The 24,302-nt window shown below is 43.0% G+C and carries 25 protein-coding genes; 11 read left to right on the plus strand and 14 right to left on the minus strand.

Features of this window, described 5'->3' with window-relative positions; translation table 11 throughout:
• Window positions 1-85 precede the first annotated feature (85 nt).
• Window positions 86-589 (plus strand): hypothetical protein, encoded by a 504-nt coding sequence (locus tag ANME2D_RS00185; protein ID WP_048088198.1) that lies wholly within the window; start codon window positions 86-88, stop codon window positions 587-589.
• 63 nt (window positions 590-652) lie between these two features.
• On the opposite strand, the gene ANME2D_RS00190 is transcribed toward ANME2D_RS00185, so the two are convergent.
• A complete protein-coding gene (locus ANME2D_RS00190) occupies window positions 653-1,912 on the minus strand; it encodes a DUF5711 family protein (protein WP_048088199.1) in 1,260 nt (419 codons plus the stop codon).
• A 102-nt stretch (window positions 1,913-2,014) separates the two neighbouring features.
• On the opposite strand from ANME2D_RS00190, the gene ANME2D_RS00195 reads away from it, so the two are divergent.
• Window positions 2,015-2,617 (plus strand): winged helix-turn-helix transcriptional regulator, encoded by a 603-nt coding sequence (locus ANME2D_RS00195; RefSeq protein WP_048088200.1) that lies wholly within the window; start codon window positions 2,015-2,017, stop codon window positions 2,615-2,617.
• A gap of 40 nt (window positions 2,618-2,657) precedes the next feature.
• Here the strand turns inward: ANME2D_RS00195 and ANME2D_RS00200 are convergent, their stop codons facing one another.
• Together ANME2D_RS00200 and ANME2D_RS00205 are read right to left on the minus strand one after the other, a co-directional pair.
• Window positions 2,658-3,527, minus strand: a complete 870-nt coding sequence (locus tag ANME2D_RS00200; protein ID WP_052368478.1) for a DUF2099 family protein — start codon at window positions 3,525-3,527, stop codon at window positions 2,658-2,660.
• Between the two features lie 192 nt (window positions 3,528-3,719).
• Window positions 3,720-4,043, minus strand: coding sequence for a hypothetical protein (locus tag ANME2D_RS00205; protein ID WP_048088201.1), 324 nt, complete (start codon window positions 4,041-4,043; stop codon window positions 3,720-3,722).
• Window positions 4,044-4,212: 169 nt separating this feature from the next.
• Here ANME2D_RS00205 and ANME2D_RS00210 point away from each other — a divergent pair, with 169 nt between their 5' ends.
• Window positions 4,213-5,130, plus strand: a complete 918-nt coding sequence (locus ANME2D_RS00210; RefSeq protein WP_048089190.1) for a DUF362 domain-containing protein — start codon at window positions 4,213-4,215, stop codon at window positions 5,128-5,130.
• 70 nt (window positions 5,131-5,200) lie between these two features.
• Window positions 5,201-5,851: a DUF116 domain-containing protein gene (locus tag ANME2D_RS00215; RefSeq protein WP_048088202.1), complete on the plus strand. Its 651-nt coding sequence runs from the start codon at window positions 5,201-5,203 to the stop codon at window positions 5,849-5,851.
• A 3-nt stretch (window positions 5,852-5,854) separates the two neighbouring features.
• Here ANME2D_RS00215 and serA read toward each other — a convergent pair whose 3' ends face one another.
• A complete protein-coding gene (gene serA, locus ANME2D_RS00220) occupies window positions 5,855-7,426 on the minus strand; it encodes a phosphoglycerate dehydrogenase (RefSeq protein ID WP_048088203.1) in 1,572 nt (523 codons plus the stop codon).
• Between the two features lie 111 nt (window positions 7,427-7,537).
• Between serA and ANME2D_RS00225 the strand changes: the two genes are divergently transcribed.
• Complete coding sequence (locus ANME2D_RS00225) at window positions 7,538-8,947, plus strand: aspartate kinase (RefSeq protein WP_048088204.1); 1,410 nt, start codon at window positions 7,538-7,540, stop codon at window positions 8,945-8,947.
• Between the two features lie 15 nt (window positions 8,948-8,962).
• On the opposite strand, the gene ANME2D_RS18590 is transcribed toward ANME2D_RS00225, so the two are convergent.
• A complete protein-coding gene (locus ANME2D_RS18590; protein ID WP_048088205.1) occupies window positions 8,963-10,390 on the minus strand; it encodes a hypothetical protein in 1,428 nt (475 codons plus the stop codon).
• Window positions 10,391-10,533: 143 nt separating this feature from the next.
• On the opposite strand from ANME2D_RS18590, the gene ANME2D_RS16605 reads away from it, so the two are divergent.
• Entirely contained in the window at window positions 10,534-11,220 is a 687-nt protein-coding gene (locus ANME2D_RS16605) for a cupredoxin domain-containing protein (protein WP_052368479.1), read from the plus strand.
• A 61-nt stretch (window positions 11,221-11,281) separates the two neighbouring features.
• On the opposite strand, the gene ANME2D_RS00240 is transcribed toward ANME2D_RS16605, so the two are convergent.
• A complete protein-coding gene (locus tag ANME2D_RS00240; RefSeq protein WP_048088206.1) occupies window positions 11,282-11,602 on the minus strand; it encodes a hypothetical protein in 321 nt (106 codons plus the stop codon).
• Window positions 11,603-11,673: 71 nt separating this feature from the next.
• Between ANME2D_RS00240 and ANME2D_RS00245 the strand changes: the two genes are divergently transcribed.
• Window positions 11,674-11,892: a hypothetical protein gene (locus tag ANME2D_RS00245; RefSeq protein ID WP_048088207.1), complete on the plus strand. Its 219-nt coding sequence runs from the start codon at window positions 11,674-11,676 to the stop codon at window positions 11,890-11,892.
• A 323-nt stretch (window positions 11,893-12,215) separates the two neighbouring features.
• Here ANME2D_RS00245 and ANME2D_RS00250 read toward each other — a convergent pair whose 3' ends face one another.
• The 4 genes from ANME2D_RS00250 to ANME2D_RS00265 form a co-directional block, all read right to left on the minus strand.
• Complete coding sequence (locus ANME2D_RS00250; protein WP_048088208.1) at window positions 12,216-13,427, minus strand: proteasome-activating nucleotidase; 1,212 nt, start codon at window positions 13,425-13,427, stop codon at window positions 12,216-12,218.
• A gap of 75 nt (window positions 13,428-13,502) precedes the next feature.
• Window positions 13,503-14,117, minus strand: coding sequence for an ATP-binding cassette domain-containing protein (locus ANME2D_RS00255; protein ID WP_102044951.1), 615 nt, complete (start codon window positions 14,115-14,117; stop codon window positions 13,503-13,505).
• A gap of 37 nt (window positions 14,118-14,154) precedes the next feature.
• Window positions 14,155-15,324, minus strand: a complete 1,170-nt coding sequence (locus ANME2D_RS00260; protein WP_048088210.1) for an ABC transporter permease — start codon at window positions 15,322-15,324, stop codon at window positions 14,155-14,157.
• Window positions 15,321-16,550 (minus strand): COG1361 S-layer family protein, encoded by a 1,230-nt coding sequence (locus ANME2D_RS00265; protein WP_048088211.1) that lies wholly within the window; start codon window positions 16,548-16,550, stop codon window positions 15,321-15,323. The genes ANME2D_RS00260 and ANME2D_RS00265 overlap by 4 nt, the downstream gene beginning before the upstream one ends.
• Window positions 16,551-16,701: 151 nt before the next feature.
• Here ANME2D_RS00265 and ANME2D_RS17740 point away from each other — a divergent pair, with 151 nt between their 5' ends.
• Window positions 16,702-16,854: a lmo0937 family membrane protein gene (locus ANME2D_RS17740; RefSeq protein ID WP_198527317.1), complete on the plus strand. Its 153-nt coding sequence runs from the start codon at window positions 16,702-16,704 to the stop codon at window positions 16,852-16,854.
• Between the two features lie 223 nt (window positions 16,855-17,077).
• Window positions 17,078-18,004, plus strand: a complete 927-nt coding sequence (locus tag ANME2D_RS16610) for a glycosyltransferase (RefSeq protein WP_052368480.1) — start codon at window positions 17,078-17,080, stop codon at window positions 18,002-18,004.
• Here ANME2D_RS16610 and ANME2D_RS00275 read toward each other — a convergent pair.
• Window positions 18,001-18,522: an archaemetzincin family Zn-dependent metalloprotease gene (locus ANME2D_RS00275; protein ID WP_048088212.1), complete on the minus strand. Its 522-nt coding sequence runs from the start codon at window positions 18,520-18,522 to the stop codon at window positions 18,001-18,003. The genes ANME2D_RS16610 and ANME2D_RS00275 overlap by 4 nt on opposite strands.
• A gap of 93 nt (window positions 18,523-18,615) precedes the next feature.
• Between ANME2D_RS00275 and purB the strand changes: the two genes are divergently transcribed.
• Both purB and ANME2D_RS00285 read left to right on the plus strand, forming a co-directional pair.
• Window positions 18,616-19,953, plus strand: coding sequence for an adenylosuccinate lyase (purB, locus tag ANME2D_RS00280; RefSeq protein ID WP_048088213.1), 1,338 nt, complete (start codon window positions 18,616-18,618; stop codon window positions 19,951-19,953).
• A gap of 15 nt (window positions 19,954-19,968) precedes the next feature.
• Window positions 19,969-20,421 (plus strand): N-acetyltransferase, encoded by a 453-nt coding sequence (locus ANME2D_RS00285; protein WP_048088214.1) that lies wholly within the window; start codon window positions 19,969-19,971, stop codon window positions 20,419-20,421.
• Between the two features lie 21 nt (window positions 20,422-20,442).
• On the opposite strand, the gene ANME2D_RS00290 is transcribed toward ANME2D_RS00285, so the two are convergent.
• The 3 genes from ANME2D_RS00290 to ANME2D_RS00300 are packed head-to-tail and all read right to left on the minus strand — an operon-like array spanning window position 20,443 to window position 24,184.
• Window positions 20,443-21,570 (minus strand): glycosyltransferase family 4 protein, encoded by a 1,128-nt coding sequence (locus ANME2D_RS00290; protein ID WP_048088215.1) that lies wholly within the window; start codon window positions 21,568-21,570, stop codon window positions 20,443-20,445.
• Window positions 21,567-22,703, minus strand: coding sequence for a glycosyltransferase family 2 protein (locus ANME2D_RS00295; RefSeq protein ID WP_241763288.1), 1,137 nt, complete (start codon window positions 22,701-22,703; stop codon window positions 21,567-21,569). The genes ANME2D_RS00290 and ANME2D_RS00295 overlap by 4 nt, the downstream gene beginning before the upstream one ends.
• A 47-nt stretch (window positions 22,704-22,750) precedes the next feature.
• Entirely contained in the window at window positions 22,751-24,184 is a 1,434-nt protein-coding gene (locus ANME2D_RS00300; protein ID WP_048088217.1) for an aspartate ammonia-lyase, read from the minus strand.
• Between the last annotated feature and the right edge of the window lie 118 nt (window positions 24,185-24,302).

Consider the following 24,302-nt stretch of genomic DNA (forward strand, 5'->3'; position numbering starts at 1 on the left):
AAAGTATTTTAATAGATTTTCACCGTAATATTTATGACTACCAAAAGTGCTAAACTATAGTAATATCAAAAAAGGTAATTATTAAATGATGAGAGATGCCGATAAAACTTGTCAAGAGACTGAAGATATAATTGTTTTAGATGCGGATGCATCCATGAGACTTTTAATCAGTTTATTGTTCACTTTTTTCGCGTTTGGATTACTTATTTTCCTTAGTTCTCCTAATTCTATTGTTGTATTTCTATTGATTTTGTATGTGGCATTTTTAAATTTGTTGAGTGCTTTTACTAAAAAATTGATAATTTTAGATAAAAAATTACAAATAATATCTGTTAGAAAGTATTTTATCAATTTCATCTACTCTCTTAAAGAAATACCTTCTTCACATGTAAAAGATATCAGAGTAATCAAAACCCACCTCCCAGCAACAGAAAATTTTGACGAAGGCGAATCATGGAGTACAGAAATAGTTACATATTCTGGAGAATCCATCTCAATACATTGTCCTTCTGGCCAATCAGATGCAGATAGGATAGCAGTAAAGATTCGTAATATGACCAACGCAGGAATATCTTATATAAACTCCTAAGTATAGATATTATATGGTGGCTACCGTTTCATGGGCTTGTGCACAATATAAATATATCATAATTTAAACTCGGATCTTGAAGAAATAGACTTTATCAGACTTCCATGCTGCTATATGTAAGCCATCTGAGGAAACAGAAACGCCTCTTAGACGGTCGATCTTGTAACTCCAAAGCAGGTATCCCTCTCGATTAAAGAAATAAATCATATCTAAAGAATCTACTGCTATATACAAGCCATCTGAGGAGACAAATACGCATCTAATAGGGCTGTCGATAGTGTGATTCCAGAGCTGGATTCCCTCTCGGTTAAAGAAATAGACTGTATCTTTATCCTTTATTGCTATGTATGAGCAATCGGAAGAAAACGATACTCCATGAAACGGGTCATCAATCTTATGACTCCAGAGCTGTTTTCCTTCTCGATTAAAGAAACAAATCTTATCGTGTCCCTTTACTGTAACGAATGATCCATCTGTAGATACCATGACATTATAAATCTTGTAGTCTATCTTATGACTCCAAAGCAGTATTCCCTCTTGATTAAAAAAATAAACTTCATTATATTCAGGCTTATCTTCATCCGATGTTTTTTTCATTAATAACCGCGATAACTTCTGCAAAGGATTGACTGAGAACTCAAAAATACCCTTAGACCCTACTGCAATTGCTATATATGAGCCATCGGAAGAAACTGAAATAGTTTGTATTCGATAAGTAAAATTATAATGCCATAACAGAGTTCCATCTTTGTTAAAGAAATAGACCTTACCGTTTTTAGTCTTTCTATCGTAACTTCCTGCTGCTATGCATGAACCATCGGAGGATATCGAAATTGAATGAGCCCACCCAATCATCTTGTAACTCCAAAGCAATTCTCCATCTCTATTGAAGAAATAAACAGTATCATGTCCTTCTACTACGATATACAGGCTATTTGAAGAAATCGAAATGCTGCTAATGTATTTTAACTTATAGCTCCAGAGGATACTTCCCACCCGGTTGAAGCAAACGACCTTAAAAGACAACGAAAAAAATTCATAACCCTCTGATACAATGTATGAGCCATCAGAAGATATTGAAAATCTACTATCGTTGGATTTAAAGAGCCGTTTTCCTTGCCGATTGAAAAAATAAACCTTATTTCCACCTTCAGCTACAGACATGACTGCTGCTATAATAGAGTCAGGCGACAAGGAAATCGAAACATAATTAAAACTACATTCGCATAAAATGGTATTGATGTCGTATCTCCATAGCAAAGTTACATAGTTATCAATTTTTTCATTTAATGCCACAGCTTTATCTTTTTCAAATAATTCCATTTGATGCCACTAAAGATAAAAGGAGTATTAAAGTATATATATTTTCATAATTTAACGCGACCATAAACTACTTATGTTTACATTGTATGTAAAGCCCTATAAATGGTAGAACTGGATAATCTCGATGTCAAGATACTGACCCATCTGAAGGATAACAGCAGGAAATCGTTCCAGGAGATAGCAAAGCACTGCCTGACAAGCGTGCCCACGGTCAAGAGCCGCGTGGACAGGTTGCTTGAGCTTGGCGTCATCAGTAAATTCACTATAGATATCGATAACAGCAAGTTAGGCATATCAGAGGTAATACTGCTTGTAAACGCCAAGCCCGGTGCAGTTAAGAGGATAGCAGAAGAACTCCTCAAGCTTGAAGAGATAAAGGAGCTGTATGTAACATCTGATTCTGACACAGCCATAGTATCAAGGATAGCAGGGGATATGCAGCGCATCCTGGCAATACAGGACAGGATAGATCTCACAGATGTGAACAACATCCGCATCATATACATAAAAAATACATTTAGAAAAGATACTACCATACCGCTTGCATCCTCAAGCATAACCCTGACCTGTGCTTATTGCAGCAAAAAAGTGACAGATAGTGCGGTCAGAAAGAGATTTGATGATAAAGACTATTTCTTTTGCTGCAACACATGCCTGGATGAGTTTGAAAAAAAATATATAAAATTGCTTGCTAACACTCGATAGGCAATATTAACCGCAGATTAACGCTAATAATACTGATTAACTAAAGCATGGGCTCTGGCTGTATCTCAGGCGGTAGAACCGGAAGGTCAGACCTGGCAACCAGGATGGGGTCCTGATAGTTAGCTATACGGGCCAATGCGCACCTCTTTCCGCGCTCTGTGAGAGCAAACATGGGCACAGGTCCCTGCATCTGGAGTACGGCTTTCGGTCCTATGATTGCTCTGACAACCTCAGAGGCACATCCCCACACGATATCAGCGTTCTCATTAAGAAGGGTACGGGCATCTTCTTCGGTCATCTCTGAGTTATGAACAACAAGAGCGGTCAACTGCAACCCTTTATCCTTCTCTACCCTGCGCAGTTCCCTCAGTATACTGGATTTGATCCCCACCATAGTAACACCGATTCTTTTATACCCATGCATGGCAGCCAGTTCAACTCCTCTCACCTGGTCAATTGTTGCTTTATCATCAATAAGGTAAGAACCGTGTTGTTTAAGTTCGCTCTGGGTTTCAGGAATAGGTGTTGTTTCACTCAGCCATGGAATAACCGCACCGATAGCCTGAACTATACCTGGCTTTGATGAAACTACAGTTCCTGCACCATCACAGACAGTAACCGCACAGTCCAGCATACCCTCCCTGATGGAATCTGCAAGGGTCTCAGATGCTCCGGCAGCAATGGTTCTTTCTGAGAGCTCAAGAACTCTCGCATCACTGAAAAGTCCAAGCTTCTCCATATGCTTTGATAGGACATTCCTGATCGTTTCCTTTGTTTCTCTGTCGTGACCAAAGCCTTTACTCCTCATGTGACATTTTTCAAGCCTTGGATCGGTCAGGACACTGATACTCCCATTATCCACCACTACATCTGCCTTTACCATCTGCAATTTATGCTTGCCAATATACATATTCTATCTCTCCTTTCTCCCGCTTTAGTACTATGTATAGATAATACATTTTTTCCTGTTTGATATGGTTTTTGCTTTAAATTTTAAAAAACGTATTTACTCAGGTTTTTTTACGTTCCTTTGAAAGTCAAGCAAAAAAAAGTTTTTAAGTCTCATTAAATTAGGTGGATAGAATGACCGAAAGAGATAATCTCATGCCTGTGCTGATGCTAACCTTTTCTCAATATCTGCAATCTTAAGCTCCAGGGCGGTTATCTTTTCGATCACAGGGATACGCTTCTCAAGAGAATCGAACTTTACGGTTATTTCAGTTCTGAGGCTGTCTATCCTTTCATCTACTTTTTCAAACCTGTAATTCATGCCTTCAAATTTAGAGTTCATTTCATTTCTCAGGCTACCTATCTGGACTTCAACTGAGTCTATCCGTGTATGGATAGCCTTGAGTTCACCTTTCATTTCATTGAGCTCAGGCATCAATACTTGTTTTATCCATCCAGGTACTTTTTCTGTGGTCATGATATCAATCTCTCTGTCTCAGGACGGCTTAATCTTATCCTCATTGAAACCGTAAGATTTAGTAATGATACCAAACATATTATCCCTTAATAGTATTGGGAAGTCTTAGATAGTTATCAGCATCATTGTTTTTAGCAGGAAAAACAGGAAGCAAAAGGGGGAATTGCCTGTGGAAAGAGACATTAGATCAGAAGTGTATGTAATAAAAACCACTGATAGGAGAAGGGGAGTAGAGGAGCTATTGAAATATTTCGAACCCGGGAATTTATCTGGCAAGAATATTGCACTCAAGGCCAACTACAATAGCGCAGATCCCTTTCCCGCTTCTACCCATATAGATACCCTATCAGCCATAGTTGATGCGCTCAAAGGGAGAGGATGCAGCGTGGTTATGGCAGAGAGGAGCGGAATGGGCGTAACAGGTGAAGTTCTTGAGGATATGGGAGTCATTGAACTTGCAAAAAGAGTGGGATTTGATGTAGTGGTACTTGATGATGTTGGGAGCAGCGGATGGGTCCACCAGGCCCCCGGAGGAAGCCACTGGAAGAGGGGTTTTCTGTTTCCAAAGATCTTCAGTGAGGCAGATGCGATCATACAGACCTGCTGCCTCAAGACCCACAGGTTCGGCGGGCATATTACCATGTCCCTCAAGAACAGTGTCGGCATGGTGGCAGCGCACGATCCTGAGGATGGTTATAACTATATGGCAGAGCTTCACGTCTCTCCTTATCAAAGACAGATGATAGCTGAGATCAATACAGCCTACAGGCCGGGGCTCGTAATTATGGATGGGATACAGGGTTTCTCAAAAGGTGGTCCTGAGAGAGGAACACTGATAGAGCCGCATATTATGGTAGCAGGCAGGGATAGGGTGGCAGTAGATGCTGCTGGAGTGGCGGTTCTGCGTATCTACGACACCACAGGTGAGGTTTTAAGAGGTAGAGTGTTTGAGCAGGACCAGATTGCCAGGGCAGCAGAACTGGGTCTTGGTGCGTCAGGCCCTGATGAGATAGAGATAATTCCGATTAATAATGAGGCGCAGGGCATCTGTTCCAAAATAGAAGAGAAAATCAAGGAGAAGTCTTAATAGGATTCATAGTCATGATAGGACTCATCCAGGGTGAATTATATCTCATCTGCAGATAGTTATAATTATAATGCCATTTGAGATCAATTCATTATTCACAGTAATCGGTCAGGCAGCAGTATATTTTGTGATATTCCTGCTCATAGCCGCAGTACTTGGTTCGTTATTGGTTGCCTATTCCTTCAAAACAGAGAGATTCATATTCCCGAATTTTATGCTCTTTTCGATTACAGTCCTTGAGAATCTGGTTAAAGCATTATTCAGGCTTGTCAGGATGGATGATTCCATTGTTGATAAGGTAGGTATTGAGGTACGGAACAAGGTATCCATTAAAAAATTCAAAGATACGCCTAAAAATAAGCGGATAATCTTCCTGCCACAGTGCCTGAGAGCTGTTGACTGCTCATCCAGGCTTGGCCCAGAGGGCATGCAGTGTACCAACTGCGGGAAATGTGAGATCGGCCAGGCAAAGAAAGATGCAGAGGGTCTGGGTTATAAGGTGTTTATCGTTCCGGGCTCAAGTTTCGTGGTTCGGCTTGTGCGAAAACATAAGCCAGTCGCAATCCTCGGTGTTGGTTGCATTACAGAGGTAGTATCAGGCCTTGAGATGTGCGAAAAACTAAACCTGTATGGGGTAGGTCTTACACTGGACAGAGCCGGCTGCGTCTCCACAGTCCTTGACTGGGATGAGTTCTATGAATTCATCAGGATGACTGATTAAAAATCACAATACCACTCGTTTCGCATCGATGATCCCATTGATCGACCTGATCTCATCGAGTATTCCATCACTTACATCGCAATCTATATTAAGCACCATAATCGCTTCACCGCCTATTGCAATCCTGCCGACCTGCATTCCGGCTATATTGATATTATTTCTTCCCAGGATCATGCAGCACGGGCCAATGATATTGGGACGGTCCTCATGTTTTGCCACGATCATATAGCCCGTGGGGACGACATCTATGCGGTAGGTATCTATCTTGATAATACGCGGTTCCTTACCCAATATAGTACCGTTTACTAATTTTTCGTCACCCTTCTTGCTTAACCTTACAGAGATCTGGCTTGGATAACCATCAACTGTCTCTGATTTGCTCTCGATTACCTTTATCTTGCGCTCTTTTGCTATACCGGGCGCGTTTACATAGTTCACCCCCGGACCAAGTACAGGTTCAAGCAGGCCTTTCAATACTGCAAGGGTCAATGGCGCCACGTTCTGATCCGCTATCTCACCGCAGTATGATACCTCGATCTTCTCATAATTGCTGCCCATAAGCTGCGTGCACAGTTTCCCCAGTTTTTCGGCAAGAGGAAGATATGGCTCAAGGATCTGCATGACATCAGGCTTGACATACGGCATGTTGATGGCATTCTTCACAGGCAGGCCTTTTAAGGCATTGATAACCTGCTCAGCCACTGTAACAGCCACATTAATCTGGGCCTCTTCAGTCGATGCTCCCAGATGCGGGGTTACAATAACACTGTCAAGCTCAAGAAGCGGATTATCAAATGGCGGCTCTTTGGTAAAAACATCGATGGCTGCGCCGCTGACGATGCCGTCTCTAACTGCCTTTGCAAGAGCTTCTTCGTTGATAATGCCCCCTCTTGCACAGTTGACCAATCGGGCACCTTTTTTCATTATAGCAAATTCCCTGTCGCTGATAAGGTTTTTTGTCTCTTTTGTGAGAGGTGTATGTACCGTAATATAATCTGCACGTTTAACTATGCCCTCAACGGTTGTTAATTCCACACCCAGCTCTTCTGCCCTCTCTGGTGATATGAAAGGATCGTAGGCAAGGATTTTCATTTCCATACCTGCAGCACGCCTGGCAACCTCTGTCCCTATTCTCCCAAGTCCGATAACGCCCAGTATCTTATCCCTTACCTCAACCCCCATGAACCTCTTTCTATCCCATTTTTTGCCCTTAAGTGAGGCATTGGCCTGGGGGATGTTCCTTGATAACGCCATCATCATGGCTATTGTATGTTCAGCAGCCGAGATAGTGTTGCCTTCAGGTGCGTTTACCACAATAATTCCCCGTTCAGTAGCAGCGTTCACATCTATGTTATCCACACCTACTCCGGCTCGTCCTATGATCTTCAGTTTCTTCCCTGTATTGATGACATCTTTTGTTACCTGGGTCTCACTGCGGACAATGAGTGCTTCATAATCCCCTATCCGTTTTATCAATTCTGAAGGCTCAAGACCCGTAGCTATATCAACATCAACTTCTTTACTTAATATCTCAATACCTTGCTCAGATATCGGGTCGCTTACAAGTACTTTCACAGATTATCACCAGATAAGTCGGTTTAATTGGATTACTAGCATTTCAGCTTTTCGTTTACCTGCCTTAAAATCATAATCTTTAATAGAACATCTAACGATTGGAAAGCAAGTATGAGATTAGTGATGAAATTCGGCGGCACTTCAGTTGGCGACGGCAGCCGCATGAGACATGTCGCAGAGCTCGCAAAAAGATATTATGATGAAAGGAATGAGGTTATTGTTGTTACATCTGCCCTGAGCGGCGTTACCGATGCATTGCTGAGAGTTGCTAAAGAGGCCTCAGAGACAGGAAGAACAACAGCCGTAAAGGAATTCATCGCTGATCTGACAAAGCAGCATCATCAGGCTGCACATGATGCCATAGATATGAGCAATACGAGCGATATCGTAGAGAATGCAACAAAAGAGATCGATATGCGCATCGAAGAACTTGAGAAGGCGCTCATCGGTATATGTTACCTGGGTGAACTGACCGTCAGGTCGATAGACTATATCTCATCATACGGAGAACGGCTTGCTGTACCTGTCCTGTGCGGTTCTATTAAATCCCTTGGAGTAAGATCCTGCTCGTTCACAGGCGGCGAAGCCGGGATTATAACTAACGATGATTACTGCAATGCCAAGCCTCTTGAAAAAACGTATTCATTAGTAAAGGAGCGGATAGGGCCACTGCTTAATAATAGCATCCCGGTGGTAACGGGTTTCATTGCAGAGAGCGAGTCCGGGATAATCACGACACTGGGGCGCGGCGGTTCTGATTTCTCAGCATCTATACTCGGGGCTTCGCTGGGAGCAGATGAGATATGGCTGTGGAAAGAAGTAGATGGGATCATGACGACCGATCCGCATATTGTCCCCGAGGCGCGGACTATACCCGTTATTTCATATATAGAGGCTATGGAACTCTCGTATTTTGGTGCCAAGGTGCTGCACCCCAGGGCAATAGAACCTGCGATAAAGCACGGGATACCTGTGCGTGTCAAGAATACGTTCCATCCTGAACTCCCTGGAACCATTGTAGTAAAAGACCAGAAACAGATCAAGGATATTGTAAAAGCTGTAACAGTTATCAAAAATGTTGCGCTCATAAATATCTCAGGCGCAGGGATGGTAGGGACGATAGGCGTGGCTGCGCGTGTATTTTCTACCCTTGCAAATGCAGGGGTGAATATAATAATGATAAGCCAGGGCTCATCTGAGGCAAATATTTCCATAGTGGTCGATGCAAATCATCTTGATGCGGCTGTAAGGGCGCTAAAGGACGAATTCAATAACGGTATCGTTAAAGAGGTGACCCGTGACAGGAATATCTCGGTGGTGGCGGTCGTAGGCGCAGGCATGGCAAACACACCCGGGGTCGCAGGCAGGGTCTTTGGGGCGCTTGGAAGAGCAGGGGCAAATGTGATCATGATAAGCCAGGGCTCATCCCAGCATAATATCTCATTTGCTGTAAGCTCAGATGATGCTAAGGAGGCTGTCTGTGCCCTGCACAGGGAGTTCGGTCTGGAGTGCGAGAAGTAGTACTGGTTTTATCTCTTATATTGAATTGAGCCATTGTACGGGATAGATACCTTTTCTATGCTTCAGAAAATCCTCAACCTGGCTAAGTGTCAATGGTTCCGGTATCGGGTATCTTGCAGTTATCTTTTTTTTCAGGTCTGTATAATATTTAATAAATACTCCGAAGTCCATTGGGAATTCATCGGGATCAACACCTATAAAATCACCCCTCTTTTTTGCCCCTGCAAGTATTGATCGCCACCGCTCTATTGGAGCAAGATCAACAGAATCCACGCCATTTGAAAAAAGTGTTAGAAAAATCTCATCGTAAAGTTCGGTGTTCTGCAGATACTCCTCCAGCCAATCGGCTGATGCCTCCATATTAAAGCTCATCCAGAAAGGTACGGATCCGGTACGAAGTGCCCAGAATGGTTCATGGACTATAAAACACTCTGCAAATAACCTGTTCGCTGGAATCCCTCTACTTCTGTACCACCACCTGTATAGATCCGCAACAGGAGGACTGAGGTGTTCCGGATCTTTAAAAACAATCCGCTTAATTTTAAAACCTCCTTCTTTTGCAACCCGTTCTATATCTCCCATTATAGCTTGATCAAATCCCCATTCTGATTCTGGTCTATACCCATCAGGCTCCGGGGCATCCCACCTTCTTAAACGCGGGTTATATCGTTTAAGAAATTCCTCAACTCTCCTGGTGCCAGCCAGATAGTCCTCCTCTGTTGCACCGCCCATCCCGCCGAATTGAAATATATGTCTATCATCAACTTTAGTAGTCGGCCAGGTTGACTGGCACTCAACTGTTATAATTGCTCCACCCTCTTCAAGTGATTCTCTTAGAAATCGCTCATATCTGATACCAAGGCACAGTCTTTTAATGCGAAAATATGCCATACGCTTAAGCGTTAACCTGTCATGGTTGGGATCGAACATCTGGTACAGTTGCAACTCAGGATTATTATCAAGAAGAAGCCTGGCCGGTTCTTTTGACCATTCAATAGTTCTTTTGGGCTCATCAATATGCAATTCTGGCGGCCGCCTCACAGGTATAAGAAATGTTTGCGGCAGCCACGGGATACACAGTGCCGCAGCAAGGTGCACCATAGCCCCGCTCGGCGAACCTACCATTATCGCAGGATACTTTCTCTTCTTCGGGTAATGATTGATGACCCATTTTGATATCTCTTCGGCGCGAACCTTCCAGAGGCTATCAGGAGGGACAGCCTCATTAAATGCACCCCATGTAGCAATGGTCTCTCGTATTCTCCCGGGAAGCCTGTTTACTCCTGGAGCTATCGGACCAAGCGTCGGAAAAATACCCACTCCGGGAAAATCTTTTCCGCTGAGAAAATTACCAAGAGACTTTAGCATTGCTGTTGTGGAATCAAAATCCGCAACAAATCTCGGCGCCATTTTTCCTTTTGCTCTAAAGGTGGGTGTCTTCATCGTTTAACTACTTTCTTATACGCCGTTTATGTGTATATATCGATTTCAATAACTTTAATTTTAAAATTAAAATATAATGGATCAATCGACATATTCATATAGGTCTAAATATATAGGTATAATGAAGTTTTGAAGGTGTCGAAATGGAAGACAGATGTCCAAAATGCAACGGGTCTTTAATAACCAAAACTATTAAAAAAGAATTAGGTCTTGACAGTATTGATTACCCTGTTATCCAGGTATGTCCTAAATGCAACTGGACAAGGGATTTGACCGGGGCAGGTGATATAGGGTCGACTACAGTAGGTTTTGATGATGAGATCTCTCATATTGCTGATTCACTCCCCAGAGCACAGCAAAAGCCCTACAGCCCAGGTAAGCTCCTGGTTTTAGCTCTGGCAATACTTGTTCTTGGGGGTATTGTCTGGGCAGGATATTACTATTACTCAGTTACGTCAGAGCATCCAGCATCAACCCCTGCACCAGCTCCGGTACCAGATATTACTGGAATTCCACAGGCTTCTGTTATTACAGATATGCCTGTTCCTGAAGCCACACCAACAGGCGAGAAGGTGCCGGTAAAACTTGACCGCAAAAGGGGTTTCTTCAGTCTCCCCCAGGGCATATACAAGATCAAACCTGGTGATGAGGTTGTCTGGACTAATGAAGGGATAGATCCGCTCACTCTTGTCAGCTCTGATGGTCTCTTTGAGGCCAGGCTTCTGGATAATGATAAACGCACAAATTATACGTTCAAAAAACCCGGAACATATAATTTCTACCTTAAAGAAAATGAAAGCCTGACTGGGACTATTATTGTAGAGACTTAAACCATAGTCCAGTCGAGCTGGAAGCGCGGGTACGATAGTTTGAACAGGAGCAGGAGCAGGCTTAAACCATAGTCCAGTCGAGCTGGAAGCCATCAAGTGTCATGAGGATTATCTTCTGCTTTATACCCGGAAGCTCATAAGGCAGATCCTCATATCCTATATACAGTTCATCGCCAAGATTAATCTCAGGCGGTGGATTGATAACCTTACCAAAGAAATATTTCCTTTTTGTTTTTTCATCCAGAACCACAACATTTCTCCAGCCTTTAGCCTGTGCGATACGTACGACGGTGCATTTCCTTTTTACTTTCCTTAATTTTTTCTTAATTCCGTCGATCTCAGTTTCAGTTGTCTGGATAACATCAGTATCTATATCGTTCATTTCTATATCACCTAAAGATACCTTGATATACCTGTCCTTATGTATTAAAGCATACTATTCAGGTGACTATTATGGGACTTCCTGCAACGAAACGCTATTTGATTGAATTACTTCATAAACATAAACTTACATATGAACAGGTCAGCGAATATTCAGGCGTAGGTTCTGAAAGAATCAAAGCCATTAAAAAAGGCGAAGAACCAACAGATGAGGAGAGGCTACGAATAAGAAATGTAGCATATTCTCTTTCCCAGCTTCGCCAGAAAGATACAGGCGAAACAATGGACTAACTTCTATAGCATTGGGATCAAGGGGTAGAGAAAACCCGCTTGCTTGATTGGATTAAACACCGCAGAGAGCGCAAAGGGCGCAAAGCGTAGCAGCAAATTCCTTTGCGAACTTTGCGTCCTGGTATGAAAAAGTTCAATATATATCGCATCTTAGACTCGGATGTGGTTGAGCTAATATAAACAACGAACTGGTACGAACTCGATACGAACTCGGGCTGGAGTTCGTTTAAGTTCGTTTTGAGTTCGTTGATTGAAGCCTGCAAGAGTGGTCTAAGTAGGGATATGATGAAGCAGGAAGACTCACAGCACAAGCGTGGGGTGGTTCACACGAACATTCCCGCGACTTCTTCTTTCTTTTCCTTGATGATCATCTTATCATAGGCTTTCTTAAAATCTTCCATGGTTACGGCCTTGCCTTTTCGCCTGATCACAAACATACCTGCCTCAGTAACAATAGCTTTTAGATCAGCGCCGCTTAATCCTTCAGTCATTTCCGCAAGTTCTTCAAAATCTACATTGTCCAGTTTCATATTCCGTGAATGTATCTTAAAGATCTCCCAGCGCCCTTTAGCATCTGGCCGTGGTACTTCGATTATCCTGTCAAATCTGCCCGGTCGTAGTAGTGCGGGATCAAGAAGGTCTATACGGTTCGTGGCCGCAACTATTTTCACATGTCCCCGCTTATCAAAGCCATCAAGCTCTGAAAGCAGTTGTACCATTGTTCTATTAACTTCGGATGAACCTGTCGTGCCTTCATAGGTTCTGCGGCTTCCCACAGCATCTATCTCGTCTATAAAAACGATGCTTGGGGCTTTTTCCCTTGCTATATTGAATACATCCCTCACCAGCCGTGCACCTTCTCCGATGTATTTCTGCACAAGCTCGGTCCCGCTCATCCTGATAAATGTCGCCTTGGCTCTGTGGGCTACTGCTTTAGCTATGAGTGTTTTCCCTGTCCCGGGCGGGCCATAGAGCAGGATGCCGTTAGGAGGTTCGATACCTACTTCTGTAAATAATTCAGGGCTTGTGAGCGGAAGTTCAAGTACCTCAATAACTTCTTCTATCTGCCTGTGCAAGCCGCCTATCATATCATAATCGATGTCAGGGGCTTCTATCAGTTCCATTACCCGTGCCCGTACATCCACTGATCTTGATAATACTTTGACAATTGCAAGGTTATTTGTAACAGCGACACGCGCACCTGCTTCTATCTCAGGAATTATTTCGTCCGGTATCCGTGTTATGTTTTCCTGATTGCTGCCGTGCTGCCTCAGGAGTGCCATATTATCAAAAAGTTCTACGACACTGCAGATGAACAGAGGTGGTTTTTTCAACTGCTCAATCTGTTTCTGATGATCCTGGATTGTCTGGACGTACTTATTATTCAGTATTGCTGCCTCAAGAAGCCTTGAGTGCATCTCCTTTACCTGGTTTTTAAGCGAATCTATGGTCTCTTGTAATTCTTTTACTTCAGTCTCGCTCTCTTTTTTTATTGTACTCTCAGTAGTAGATGTTTTCGCTATAGCATCTTCCATAAGAGAGATAGCATGGATTTATAGTATATAAATTTATAGCATGCTATCCAGAGCCAGGACAGAGATGCCGACCCTTCATGGTACCATTTTTCCATCTTTAAGCCTTACAATCCTATCTGCTCTCTCACCCAGCTCTGGCTCATGTGTCACCATGATTATAGTCTGTCCCCGGTTATTTAAGTGCCGAAACAGCTCCACGATCTGGTTAGATGATTCTGTATCCAGGTTAGCCGTTGGTTCATCAGCTAAGAGTATAGCAGGCTCATTAGCTAAAGCCCTGGCAATGGCTACCCTCTGCTGCTGCCCGCCTGAGAGCTCACTCGGCATATGCATCGCCCTGTCGCCTATACCCACAAGTTCAAGAAGAGAAGCGGCGCGATCATATCTACGTTCATCCATTAGCATAGGAAGGATAACATTCTCAATTGAGCTTAATTCCATAAGCAGGCTGAAGAACTGGAATATAAACCCGATTTTTCTTAACCTGAAATCAGCCCTCTGGTTCTCATTTAGTGAGGATACATCAATGCCATCGATAGCAATTTTGCCTGATGTTGGGGAATCCAGTAATCCGATCATATTCATCAGAGTAGATTTCCCGCTCCCGGATGAGCCCATAAGCGCCACGAACTCACCACGGTTAATAGTTAGATCCACCCCGCGAAGGGCAGGTACCTCAACCTTACCCATATAATATATCTTTTTAATGTTTTCGAGTTTGATCAACCTATCCGCTCCATATGGCTTTTATGATATTTGTCTTTGCAGCCATGAATGCAGGGTAGATACCACCTAAAATGCATGTCAGAAGTATGGCTAAATCTGCTGCTATTATCGATCTTATTGAGATCCATGGGGTAATAACAAGTTTCATACCATACTCTGGCTCCATAATGAGAGGATTCTGCTGCATACCGCTTATAAGAAACATGCCGATTATGGTACCAAGAACTGTCCCGATTACGCCGATAAATAGTGCCTCTACAAGATAGATCTTGAGGATCATAGATCCTCTTGCACCTATTGCCTTGAGCACGCCTATCTGCCGGATCTTATTCTTCACTGTTGTGTATATTATCAGGCTGATAGCAATAGCTGCAACCAGTACAGAGATTGCTGAAGTGAGCAGTGATATAGCGCCAAAGGTCTCAATCATACCTGCCATCCCGGCAGAAAGCTCCTGCCATGTCTTTACATTGGGATGTGCGGTCTCTTTCTGGATGATAGTCCTGTACATTATTGAATCATCCGGTCTCTCAAGTCTAACCAGGATACTGGTGGCATCGTCTTTTTCTATAAGTTGTTTGACAGTATTATAGGTGGATATTATTCCGTATCTATCAAGTTCCCATGTACCTGTACTGATGATACCTTTGATCCTGAACCGTACTGGCTGCCTGTCCATGTACTGGATAAGTACTGTATCACCCACATCAACTTTCAACATCTCCGAAAGTGATGTTCCTATCAGCAGTTCATATTTATCTTTATCATCAAGGAACTCTCCTCTCTCCACGGTCTTGGACAGTGTGGAAGCTTTTTCTTCAAGCGACGGCCTGATACCATACATTGCAATCCCGATACGTTCTGTATTAGACTCTATCGCCACACCTCCGATTATTCTTGGCGCTACCCCCTGGATGCCTTTTATACCAGTAACTTTTGATACCACACTTTCAGATCTTGGAATAAAATCTTCGCCTGTATCTGGCTGTATTTGCAGATGCCCTATATATACATCAACTGTATTCCCTACAAATGCGTTCTGCATTCCATTATTCAGTGCTGTCGTAAAAAGTGGACCTACCACACCTATGGTTATGGCAAGGATGACCATTAAGGTCTCGCGCCTTCTTTTTGATAGATCCTTGATAGCAAGAAAGATCCATGCCTTCATAAGGTCCTGGATTTCCTCCGCCTCCAGAGAAGTATCCCTATCAGTACTGCAATTATACTGAACACAGCAGGAAGCGGGCTCTGGGTATCAGCAGGGTTGATTATCAGGTCTATATCCTTCTGGATCTCATGCCTGCCGAAATCGTCCTCATAGCTTATTAGCAGGATACCTGTCTTTTTCCCGCTCTTTGCTGCATCCAGTGTAAAGATAGCATTGGAATAATCATCCTTTTTGATCTCACCAAGGTACGCAAGCGTATCCCCTTCCATCTCTGATTCAAGGCGTGCTGATACGCCCTTGGCATCCCCTGTGCCAGTGTTCTCAATCTTCACTGTGAGTGTAAGCGGTTGATCCTGTTTTACTCTTGCTGGTTCTGTTATCTTTTTTGCGATATCAAGCTGTGCTCTTCCAGCAGAGACTATACCCACAAGCTTCGTCTCATTGTACTCAATTCCCCTCTCATCAATGTAGCTGAGTACGAGATCGATCGGGTAGTTCTTGATAGCAGCACTTCTCTCTATAGAGAACCAGAACTCAGAATCTTTTTTTGATCCCCGGGTTATATCTTTAAAAACACGTTCAGAGGCTGAAGATAGAGGCACAAGCTCTCTATCCCTCGGGTTTAGTGAGAGCCGAAGCCACTTGATATCATTATCACCGATGTTTTCAAAAGATACGCCGATTTTGAATATCTTTCCCGGCTCGACAAGCGAATTATTCGAGGCTACAGATACATCAGTGATCTCTACGAGTGTGTCGCCCATGACGGCAACCGTAATCTTGCCGTTGTATTCATTATTCTGATTGTAATAGATCGTATAAGGTATGTCATAGGTTCCGTATTTTGCACCTCTATCGACATCGATCTTGAAAAAAGTTCTGCGAGCCATACCGGAGCCAAGATCAAAGTATGGGGTATATTCATCACCAGAACCGCCTGCGCCAATGAGGTATCCCGGGTAGCTGAGTTCCCCAAGTTTATTATTGGGAGGTATTGAGGCTGAGAATGGGAATCTTAAGAAGAGGTATATTTTAATATTGTTAATAGATACGTCTTTATTATTCTGTATAGTGAATTCTAACCCTGTGTTACTGTCCCCTGGTGAAAGGTGAGGGACTGAGATCACATGCGTGATATTGAAAGGAGGCTGATCCTGCGCCTGTGCATTTACCGGGCTTAATAAGAATAAGAATAAGAACAGGATAGGTACGTATATTTTTCTCATGTGCTAAATACTTAAATTCCCCTAAATAAAGATTTTCCAAATAAACCCAGGCTATCCTTAAGAAGCGAGGAAAACATGAAGCTAGCGGTACCTTAGAGATAGTAAAGATTATTAAACCTCAGTACAATGTATCTTATAGGGAGGTTAGAAAATGGATATACTATGGACTATAGTCGTGATTCTCCTGATCCTCTGGCTATTGGGAATAGTCGGCGCGGTCGGGGGCAGTTTAATCCATATACTGCTGGTCCTGGCTATTATTGTCATATTGGTCAGACTCATCCAGGGACGAGCTCCAGCATAATCCGTATAGGTTTGAGAGGGATTTTATTTCCCTCTCACCTCAATGTTTTTTTGAATCGCTGTTAGTATCTTGATTTATCCTTTTCTGGAATAAGAATAGAAAAGTTATATCTTTTTGCCCAACTAACCTGTATATGGGAATTAATTTATATGTTCTTTAAGTTTTCAAGATAGAACGTGGGTCACAAATAATAAGGCTTGTAATATAATATGGGGGTAGTGGTATGGGTAATCCATTCGTAAGTGTCTTATTGGCTACATACAACAGGAAAGAATGGCTTAGAGAATGTCTTGAGTCTATATATAACCAGAGTTATCCAAAAGAGAGGTATGAGATAATAGTGGTCAATGATGGCTCAACTGATGGCACAGAAGAGGTTCTGAGAGAATATGAGAAAAAAGCACAGTATATGTTTAGATGGTACACTCAGATGAACAGGGGTAAAGCAGCAGCAATGAACCTGGGGATCAAAAATACCAGAGGAGAGATCATCTGCTTTACAGATGATGATTGCATAGCAGATAAGAACTGGATTAAAAACTTATTAAAAGAATTCGATGATGAAAAAGTTGGCGGTGTTGGTGGGCGAATTCTTGCCTATATGCCCAAAAAACTCGTGGAGAGGTATGGAGTATCTTTTGACCAGGAGGGAAGTGTCTCTTTAGCGACAGGAAACGCAGCGTATAGAGCGCATATTGTTAGAGCTGTCGATGGGTTCGATACGCGATTGATCGGGCTTGAGGATATAGATTTCGGGGTAAGAGTAAGAGGCAGAGGCTATAAGCTAAAATACGCCCCGGAAGCTGTGATATATCACAGAAATTATGACTCACTGGATAAACTGATCAGGAGAAAGTATTTAGAGGGAAAACAACTCTATAATTTGAGTACAAAATACGTACATTACTTTAATGTTAAAAAAATAATACTGAAACTCTCGCTCGGCGCAATAAAAAGAATGGTACTTTTTGCCAATTCATCAATTATTATAAAGAATAAAAATAAAGAAGGGTATTTTTTGATAGAGATCTTTGAAGCTATTGTCTGTGTATCTGTAGTACTGGGTCTAATAGGAGGGATAATCCGCAGGAATACTTACGGTTACAGGGGAGATAGAATTTATGACAGGTTCGATTTTGAATTCGATTAGTTTTTTCCAATTTTTACTGAGCAATTCCTGCACAGATCGATACCTTTTATATCAGTATCCTCGATATTGTTGGAGAAATGCATAACACACGTTATCTCAGGGCAGTGACCCAGGCCAAAAGTGTGGCCAAGCTCATGAACCGCCTCCTTTAATGTGCGTTCCCTGAATAAGGATTTATTTCTGTTTCTCCCATAATACTCAGGCCGCAGGCGAGTGAGGGATATAATCGCAGCATTGCCAATAGCAACTCCAAAAACAAAATTCACACCATGTACATATAAATCAACATCAGCCACTCCAAGGAGTTTTTCTGCATCAAGCGGCATTCTCACGGCTATCTCTTCAACAATGCCTGCTGCATAGTACTGTTCTCGATTCGCATTATACTGACCCTCAGGGACCCCGATAGACAGGGCAGTTCTGCATGGATGACCATAGATCCCTTCTAATCTGGTGCAGATATAATGTAACAGTTCTTCCCCGACTTCGCCTATCGGCTGTAAATAGATATACCCCATCTCTTATCATCTAAATTATTGTCTTAGAAAAGCTTAAACAATACGGGTCTTTATCGATAGTTTCTTTTAATCCAAGCACTAATAGATACCCTCATGGCAGTCCACCCAATTGAGTACCGCTATGGTCATAAGGAGATGAAGGACGTATGGAGTGAGAAAAGACGTCTTCAAAAACTCCTGTCTGTTGAGGTTGCTCTGGCAAAAGCTCTGGCTCTTGCAGGTTATATCCCGGAAGGAATGGATGAGAGAATAGCCCCTGGTGCCGATAAAGTAACACTTGACAGGGTCAAAGAGATAGAGGACGAGATCCACCATGATGTAATGGCTGTGGTTCTTGCGCTTGCTGAGCAATCAGGAGACGCTGGTAAATGGGTTCATTTCGGCGCTACTTCCAATGATATTCTGGATACTGCCACTGCTCTCCAGATAAAAGACGCGATTTTGATCTTAAGAAAAGATGTAGTTGAATTACGTTCAGTTCTTCTGGATATGGCCTTATCCCATAAAAATACCGTATGCGCAGGCAGAACTCACGGCCAGATCGGTATCCCGACCACTTACGGTTTGCGCTTTGCAATATGGGCATCAGAGGTCGACAGGCATATCGAAAGGCTTGATCAGTTGATGCCGCGTGCGACTGTCGGTAAAATGAGCGGGGCAGTAGGTACACAGGCAGCTTTCGGGAAAAAAGGCATTGAGATACAGAAAAGAACAATGGAGATCCTCGGAATAGAATCGGCAGATGTTTCTAACCAGATAATCCAGAGGGACAGGCATGCTGAGTTCGTGATGTGGATGGCGAATACGGTCACCACACTTGATAAAATATGTATTGAGATCCGAACTCTTGCAAGAAGTGAAATTGCAGAAGTTGAGGAGAGTTTTGGAAAAAAACAGGTAGGCTCGTCCACAATGCCGCATAAGCGCAACCCTATAAAATCAGAGCAGGTATGCGGACTTGCCAGGATCATAAGGGCAATGCTGGAGCCTGCGCTTTTGAATAATACACTCTGGGATGAGCGCGACCTGACAAATTCATCCTGCGAGCGTGTGGTGTTTCCTGAATCCTGCGTACTTACGGATCATGTGATACGCCTTACAACAGGGATTATCCGCAACCTGCGCCTCTACCCTGATAATATCAGGAAGAACCTGAACATGCTCAATGGCATGAACATGGGTGAGGCTATAATGATAGAGCTCAGTAAAAAAGGCGTGGGAAGGCAGGAAGCCCATGAAATTGTAAGACAATGTGCCATGTCGGCGCGGGAGAGCAGGGGCCATATGAAGGATGCCCTGCTCATGAACAGGACAGTTTCGGAATACATGAGTGAAAGTGAGATCATAAATCTGATGAACCCGGATAATTATATAGGCACAGCAGTAGAACAGGTTGAATCTCTTGTAACTAAACTAAAAAACAAGAATTAAAAAGAGGATAGATATTTGTTAAAAAAAGCTACCATTAAAGACGTAGAGAAGATATGGAAACTTGTTAATAGTTATGCTGATAAACGCCTGATGCTTCCCAGATCTTTGAGTGAATTATATGAGAACCTGCGGGATTTTTATGTGATCATAGAGGATGACAGGATGCTGGGCTGCGGAGCGCTCCATATCACATGGGAAGATTACGGTGAGGTCCTGTCCTTAGCTGTCGAACCTTCAAGGGTAAGGCAGGGGATAGGTTCAAAAATACTAAAGGCATGCGAGAAAGAGGCCAGGGCTCTTGGACTGAGCAGGCTTATCACGCTCACATACGTGCCTGAATTCTTTGAAAAGCATGGTTTTGTCAGGGTAGAGAACACTACCCTGCCCCATAAGATATGGAGTATGTGTATTAAATGCCCCAAGTTCCCGAACTGCGATGAGATCCCGCTTATGAAGAAAATTGACTGAAGTATGCTAAAGGATATGTGGTTATAGCTCCTTATACACCCCTGTTAACTGGTTAACCATGTTATTCCAGTCATACCTCTGTGCAGCATATATCGCAGATATGGACATCTTTTTGCGGAGTACATCATCCATGATCAGTGTGTAGATCGCGCCGCATAACTCTCTGGCATCAGGGTTAACTATAAAACCAGTATCCCTGCTGATAAGTAAAGATGCGGCATTTTTCTGGCTTTTGACAGTAACCACAGGCACCCCGCATGCAAACGCTTCGATCACCACCATTCCGAACCCTTCGCGGCTGGATGGAAGCACAAATACTTTTGATGACTTTATGTGCGCAATTACTTCGTCATAATCCATAAACCCGGAGAACCTGATATTATCCAGCAGTCCGCGTTCGCCTGCAAATCCGGTAAGCCTCTCTCTCTCAGGCCCATCGCCTATGATATGGCATTTTATATCGGGAAGCTTATCTCTTAGATAATCAACAGCTTCAATCAGTATATCTACATTCTTCTCCCTGATAAGCCTCCCGACAAAGAGTATATCGCACTCATCAGCAGATGGAGTAATACTGGCTATCCTTCCAGGATCAATACCATTAGATATAATATAGATGTTCTTACCCCTCACCCCGAGCGGTCCCAGATCCTCTCTGGTCATAACCGATACTGCGATAGAACTGGATGTCAACTTTGAGACCAGATGTTCAACAAGCTTACCAAAAAAGCCGCGCCATCCCATGTATTCATACCAGTAGTTGCCCCATACCTCATGCCAGGTGATCACCATCGGGGTTCTCATAAGAATTGATGCAAGTTTAGCACTGAAGCATGAAAAATACGGGAACGCGCTGACATCTATCACATTAAATCGCTCACTGAGTAGATGCGGAAGCAGTTTTACTGAGAAGATCACTGCCTCAGAGGTTGATCTCCTGCCATTCACATATAATTCCATAGGCCTGCATACGCCGTGTAGAACCATGCCCTCACTCACAACAATATCAGCGCCGTCCCACCATTTTATTCCAAAGATATGTACCTCGTTCCCCTGCCCTGCCAGTCTTTTACCAAGCTCGTATATTCGCTTCTCTGCCCCTCCCTTTACCCATGGGTAAACAGCATCATATACAAAAGCGATCTTCATTTATTATCCTTTTTATCTAATATAAATATGCTAATTATAAGTGCAAACAGGATGATCTGGATGCCCACTGCCACAAGCACCATGGATATCACCGCATTCCCTAGCTCGGAGAGAGAGCCGTATCCTGAAGATATCCATTTGAAAATAACGCCTGAACCCCAGACCATGCCCATTACGAATAATAAGATTCCAGCTATCAGCCAGGCCTCAAGAGAGTGGTAATCCAGCAATCTTGCGGTCGTCCCTGTTCTCTCTATTTTGTTATGCAGTATCCCGTATATCTTCATGTAGCTGCCTGTGGTGATCATCTGTGTTCCTATTATAGCCATCATGCTGCCCAGGATGAATGAGTGGAACCTGGTTGTTTCCAAATTACCCCGCATTGCCAGGCTGAATGTCATGAAAGCACCAAGCAGGAATAATAAAAAACCCGGAATATAGAAAAAAGGCGTTGGGTTGTATAGCATCATGAACCGCAGATGCCGCCATCCATCTCCCCATGAATGAAGCTTTGAGGGCGTCTGTCTAGGGTAGTAGTTGATCGGTACTTCTGCAATTCTGAGCTTTTTCCTTGCTGCTTCTATTATCATCTCACTTGCAAATTCCATACCCTCGCTCTTAAGATCAAGCTTATCATAAGCTTCCCTTGTGATCGCCCTCATGCCACAGTGGGCATCGCTTATATCGGTCTTAAAAAGCAGGTTAAGTGTTCCCGTTAATATGGGATTTCCAATGTATCTGTGAAGCCATGGCATTGAATTTTTCTCAATATTTCCTCTCATCCTGCTCCCGATTACAAAATCCGCATCCCCGGCAAGCAGTGGTTTTAAGAACTTTTGCATTTCATTGAGATCATAGGTATCATCGGCATCTGCTAATAGAAAATATTTACCTCTGGCACACTGAAGGCCCTCTAAATAGGCATTCCCATATCCTTTTTTTTGCGGGATTATTACCCTTGCACCCATATTTTTAGCGATCTCTCTTGAGTTGTCATCGGAATTGTCTGCTACTATTATCTCCCCATCCAGACCTTCCTGTTCTAAGGCTGACCAGGCTTTACTGATACAGCTCCCAATTGTTTTTTCCTCGTTCATACAGGGAATTATAACAGATACAAGAGGCGAGCTCATGGTATCTAACATACCCTGAGATCTAAAAACTTTTTCTGCTGAGTAGTTCACACAGCCCTTTTCCTGTACTCCCTGATCTCATCAATTATTTTCTTATCAATAACTGCCGGTTCTGTCATTCTTAGAGTATCGAGTATCTGGTCTAGATAACTCTCAGGGATAATGTCCCTCTCAAGTATTACCTGTCTTATGGGTTTATTCTCCAGAAGCGCAATTTTAACAAGCTCAGCCACATTCTCATAACCTATGTATGGATTGAGCACTGTTGCAAGGCTCTGGCTGTTCTCAAGAAGCTCAGCGCATCTTTCCACATCAACTATTATACCTGTCACACATCTCTCACGCAGCATCCTGACAGCGCTCGTTAGAAGCTCAATGCTCCACAATAGATCAAAAGCGATGAGCGGAGTCATTACATTAAGCTCAAGCTGTCCTGCCTCTGCTGCAAGAGCTACTGCATGATCGTTGCCTATAACCTGGAAGCAGACCATGTTTACAGCTTCAGGAATAGAAGGGTTGATCTTACCCGGCATTATGGAAGAACCTGGCTCTACCTCAGGCAGGATTATCTCAGCGATCCCGGCCTTCGGTCCTGAATTTAGAAGGCGCAGGTCGTTTGAGATCTTATTAAGTTCAATAGCCAGTATTCTGAGGGAATTAGACATCTCCACAAACCCGGCCATACTCCATGAGAGCATTATGCTGTCGCCAGGACTGAATTCAAAGCCGGTGAGTCTCTTCAATTCTGAGATTACCGTCTTTTTGTAATCAGGATGTGTATTAATACCTGTTCCAATGGCCGTTCCTCCAATGCCAAGTTCAAGCATACTTTTTTCTGCATCCCTCAATCTAATGATGCATTTAAGCATGGAGGATGAATATCCACCAAACACCTGATCGTATCGTATCGGTACTGCATCTTCAAGATGCGTTCTCCCCACCTTGATTATACCATAGTATTCATCTGCTTTTGCCTGAAAAGCAAGTACCATTTCATCAAGTTCATTAATAAGACCCGGAAGGGTCAAAAGCACGCTCAATCTTGTTGCAGATGGAATGACATCATTGGAGGATTGCGCCATATTAACGTGGTTATTGGGGTGTACGATATGGTAATCCCCCGGCTTTCCTCCCAATTTTTTAATTGCGATATTTGCAATGACCTCGTTCGTGTTCATATTAAAAGGCGTGCCTGCGCCTGCCTGGAACACATCGAGTATGAACTGGTCTCTATATCTACCCTTGATAACTTCATCAGCAGCCTGTACTATTGCATTTCCTGTCCTCTCATCAAGCATACCGAGTTTCATATTAGCCAGAGCTGCTGCCTTTTTGATGATCGCTATTGATGTTATGAACTCAGGCTTTGCCCCGAGCCCGCTTATCTGGAAATTATTAAAAGCGCGTGTTGTGAACGCACCATAGAGTACGTCATCAGGGACTTCTATTTCACCAAGACTGTCTTTTTCAATTCTGCTCATCTGTATACCACTTATTGTCTATGTATTAATTGAGTAGTATATTAAGATTTATCGTGTTTACTCAGGTTTTTTAGTTTTCAAGTAGAACCGACATAACTATTTATGTATTCAATTACTA

Origin of the sequence: Candidatus Methanoperedens nitratireducens (genome assembly GCF_000685155.1) — an archaeon.
In the GTDB taxonomy this organism is placed as follows: Archaea; Halobacteriota; Methanosarcinia; order Methanosarcinales; family Methanoperedenaceae; genus Methanoperedens; species Methanoperedens nitratireducens.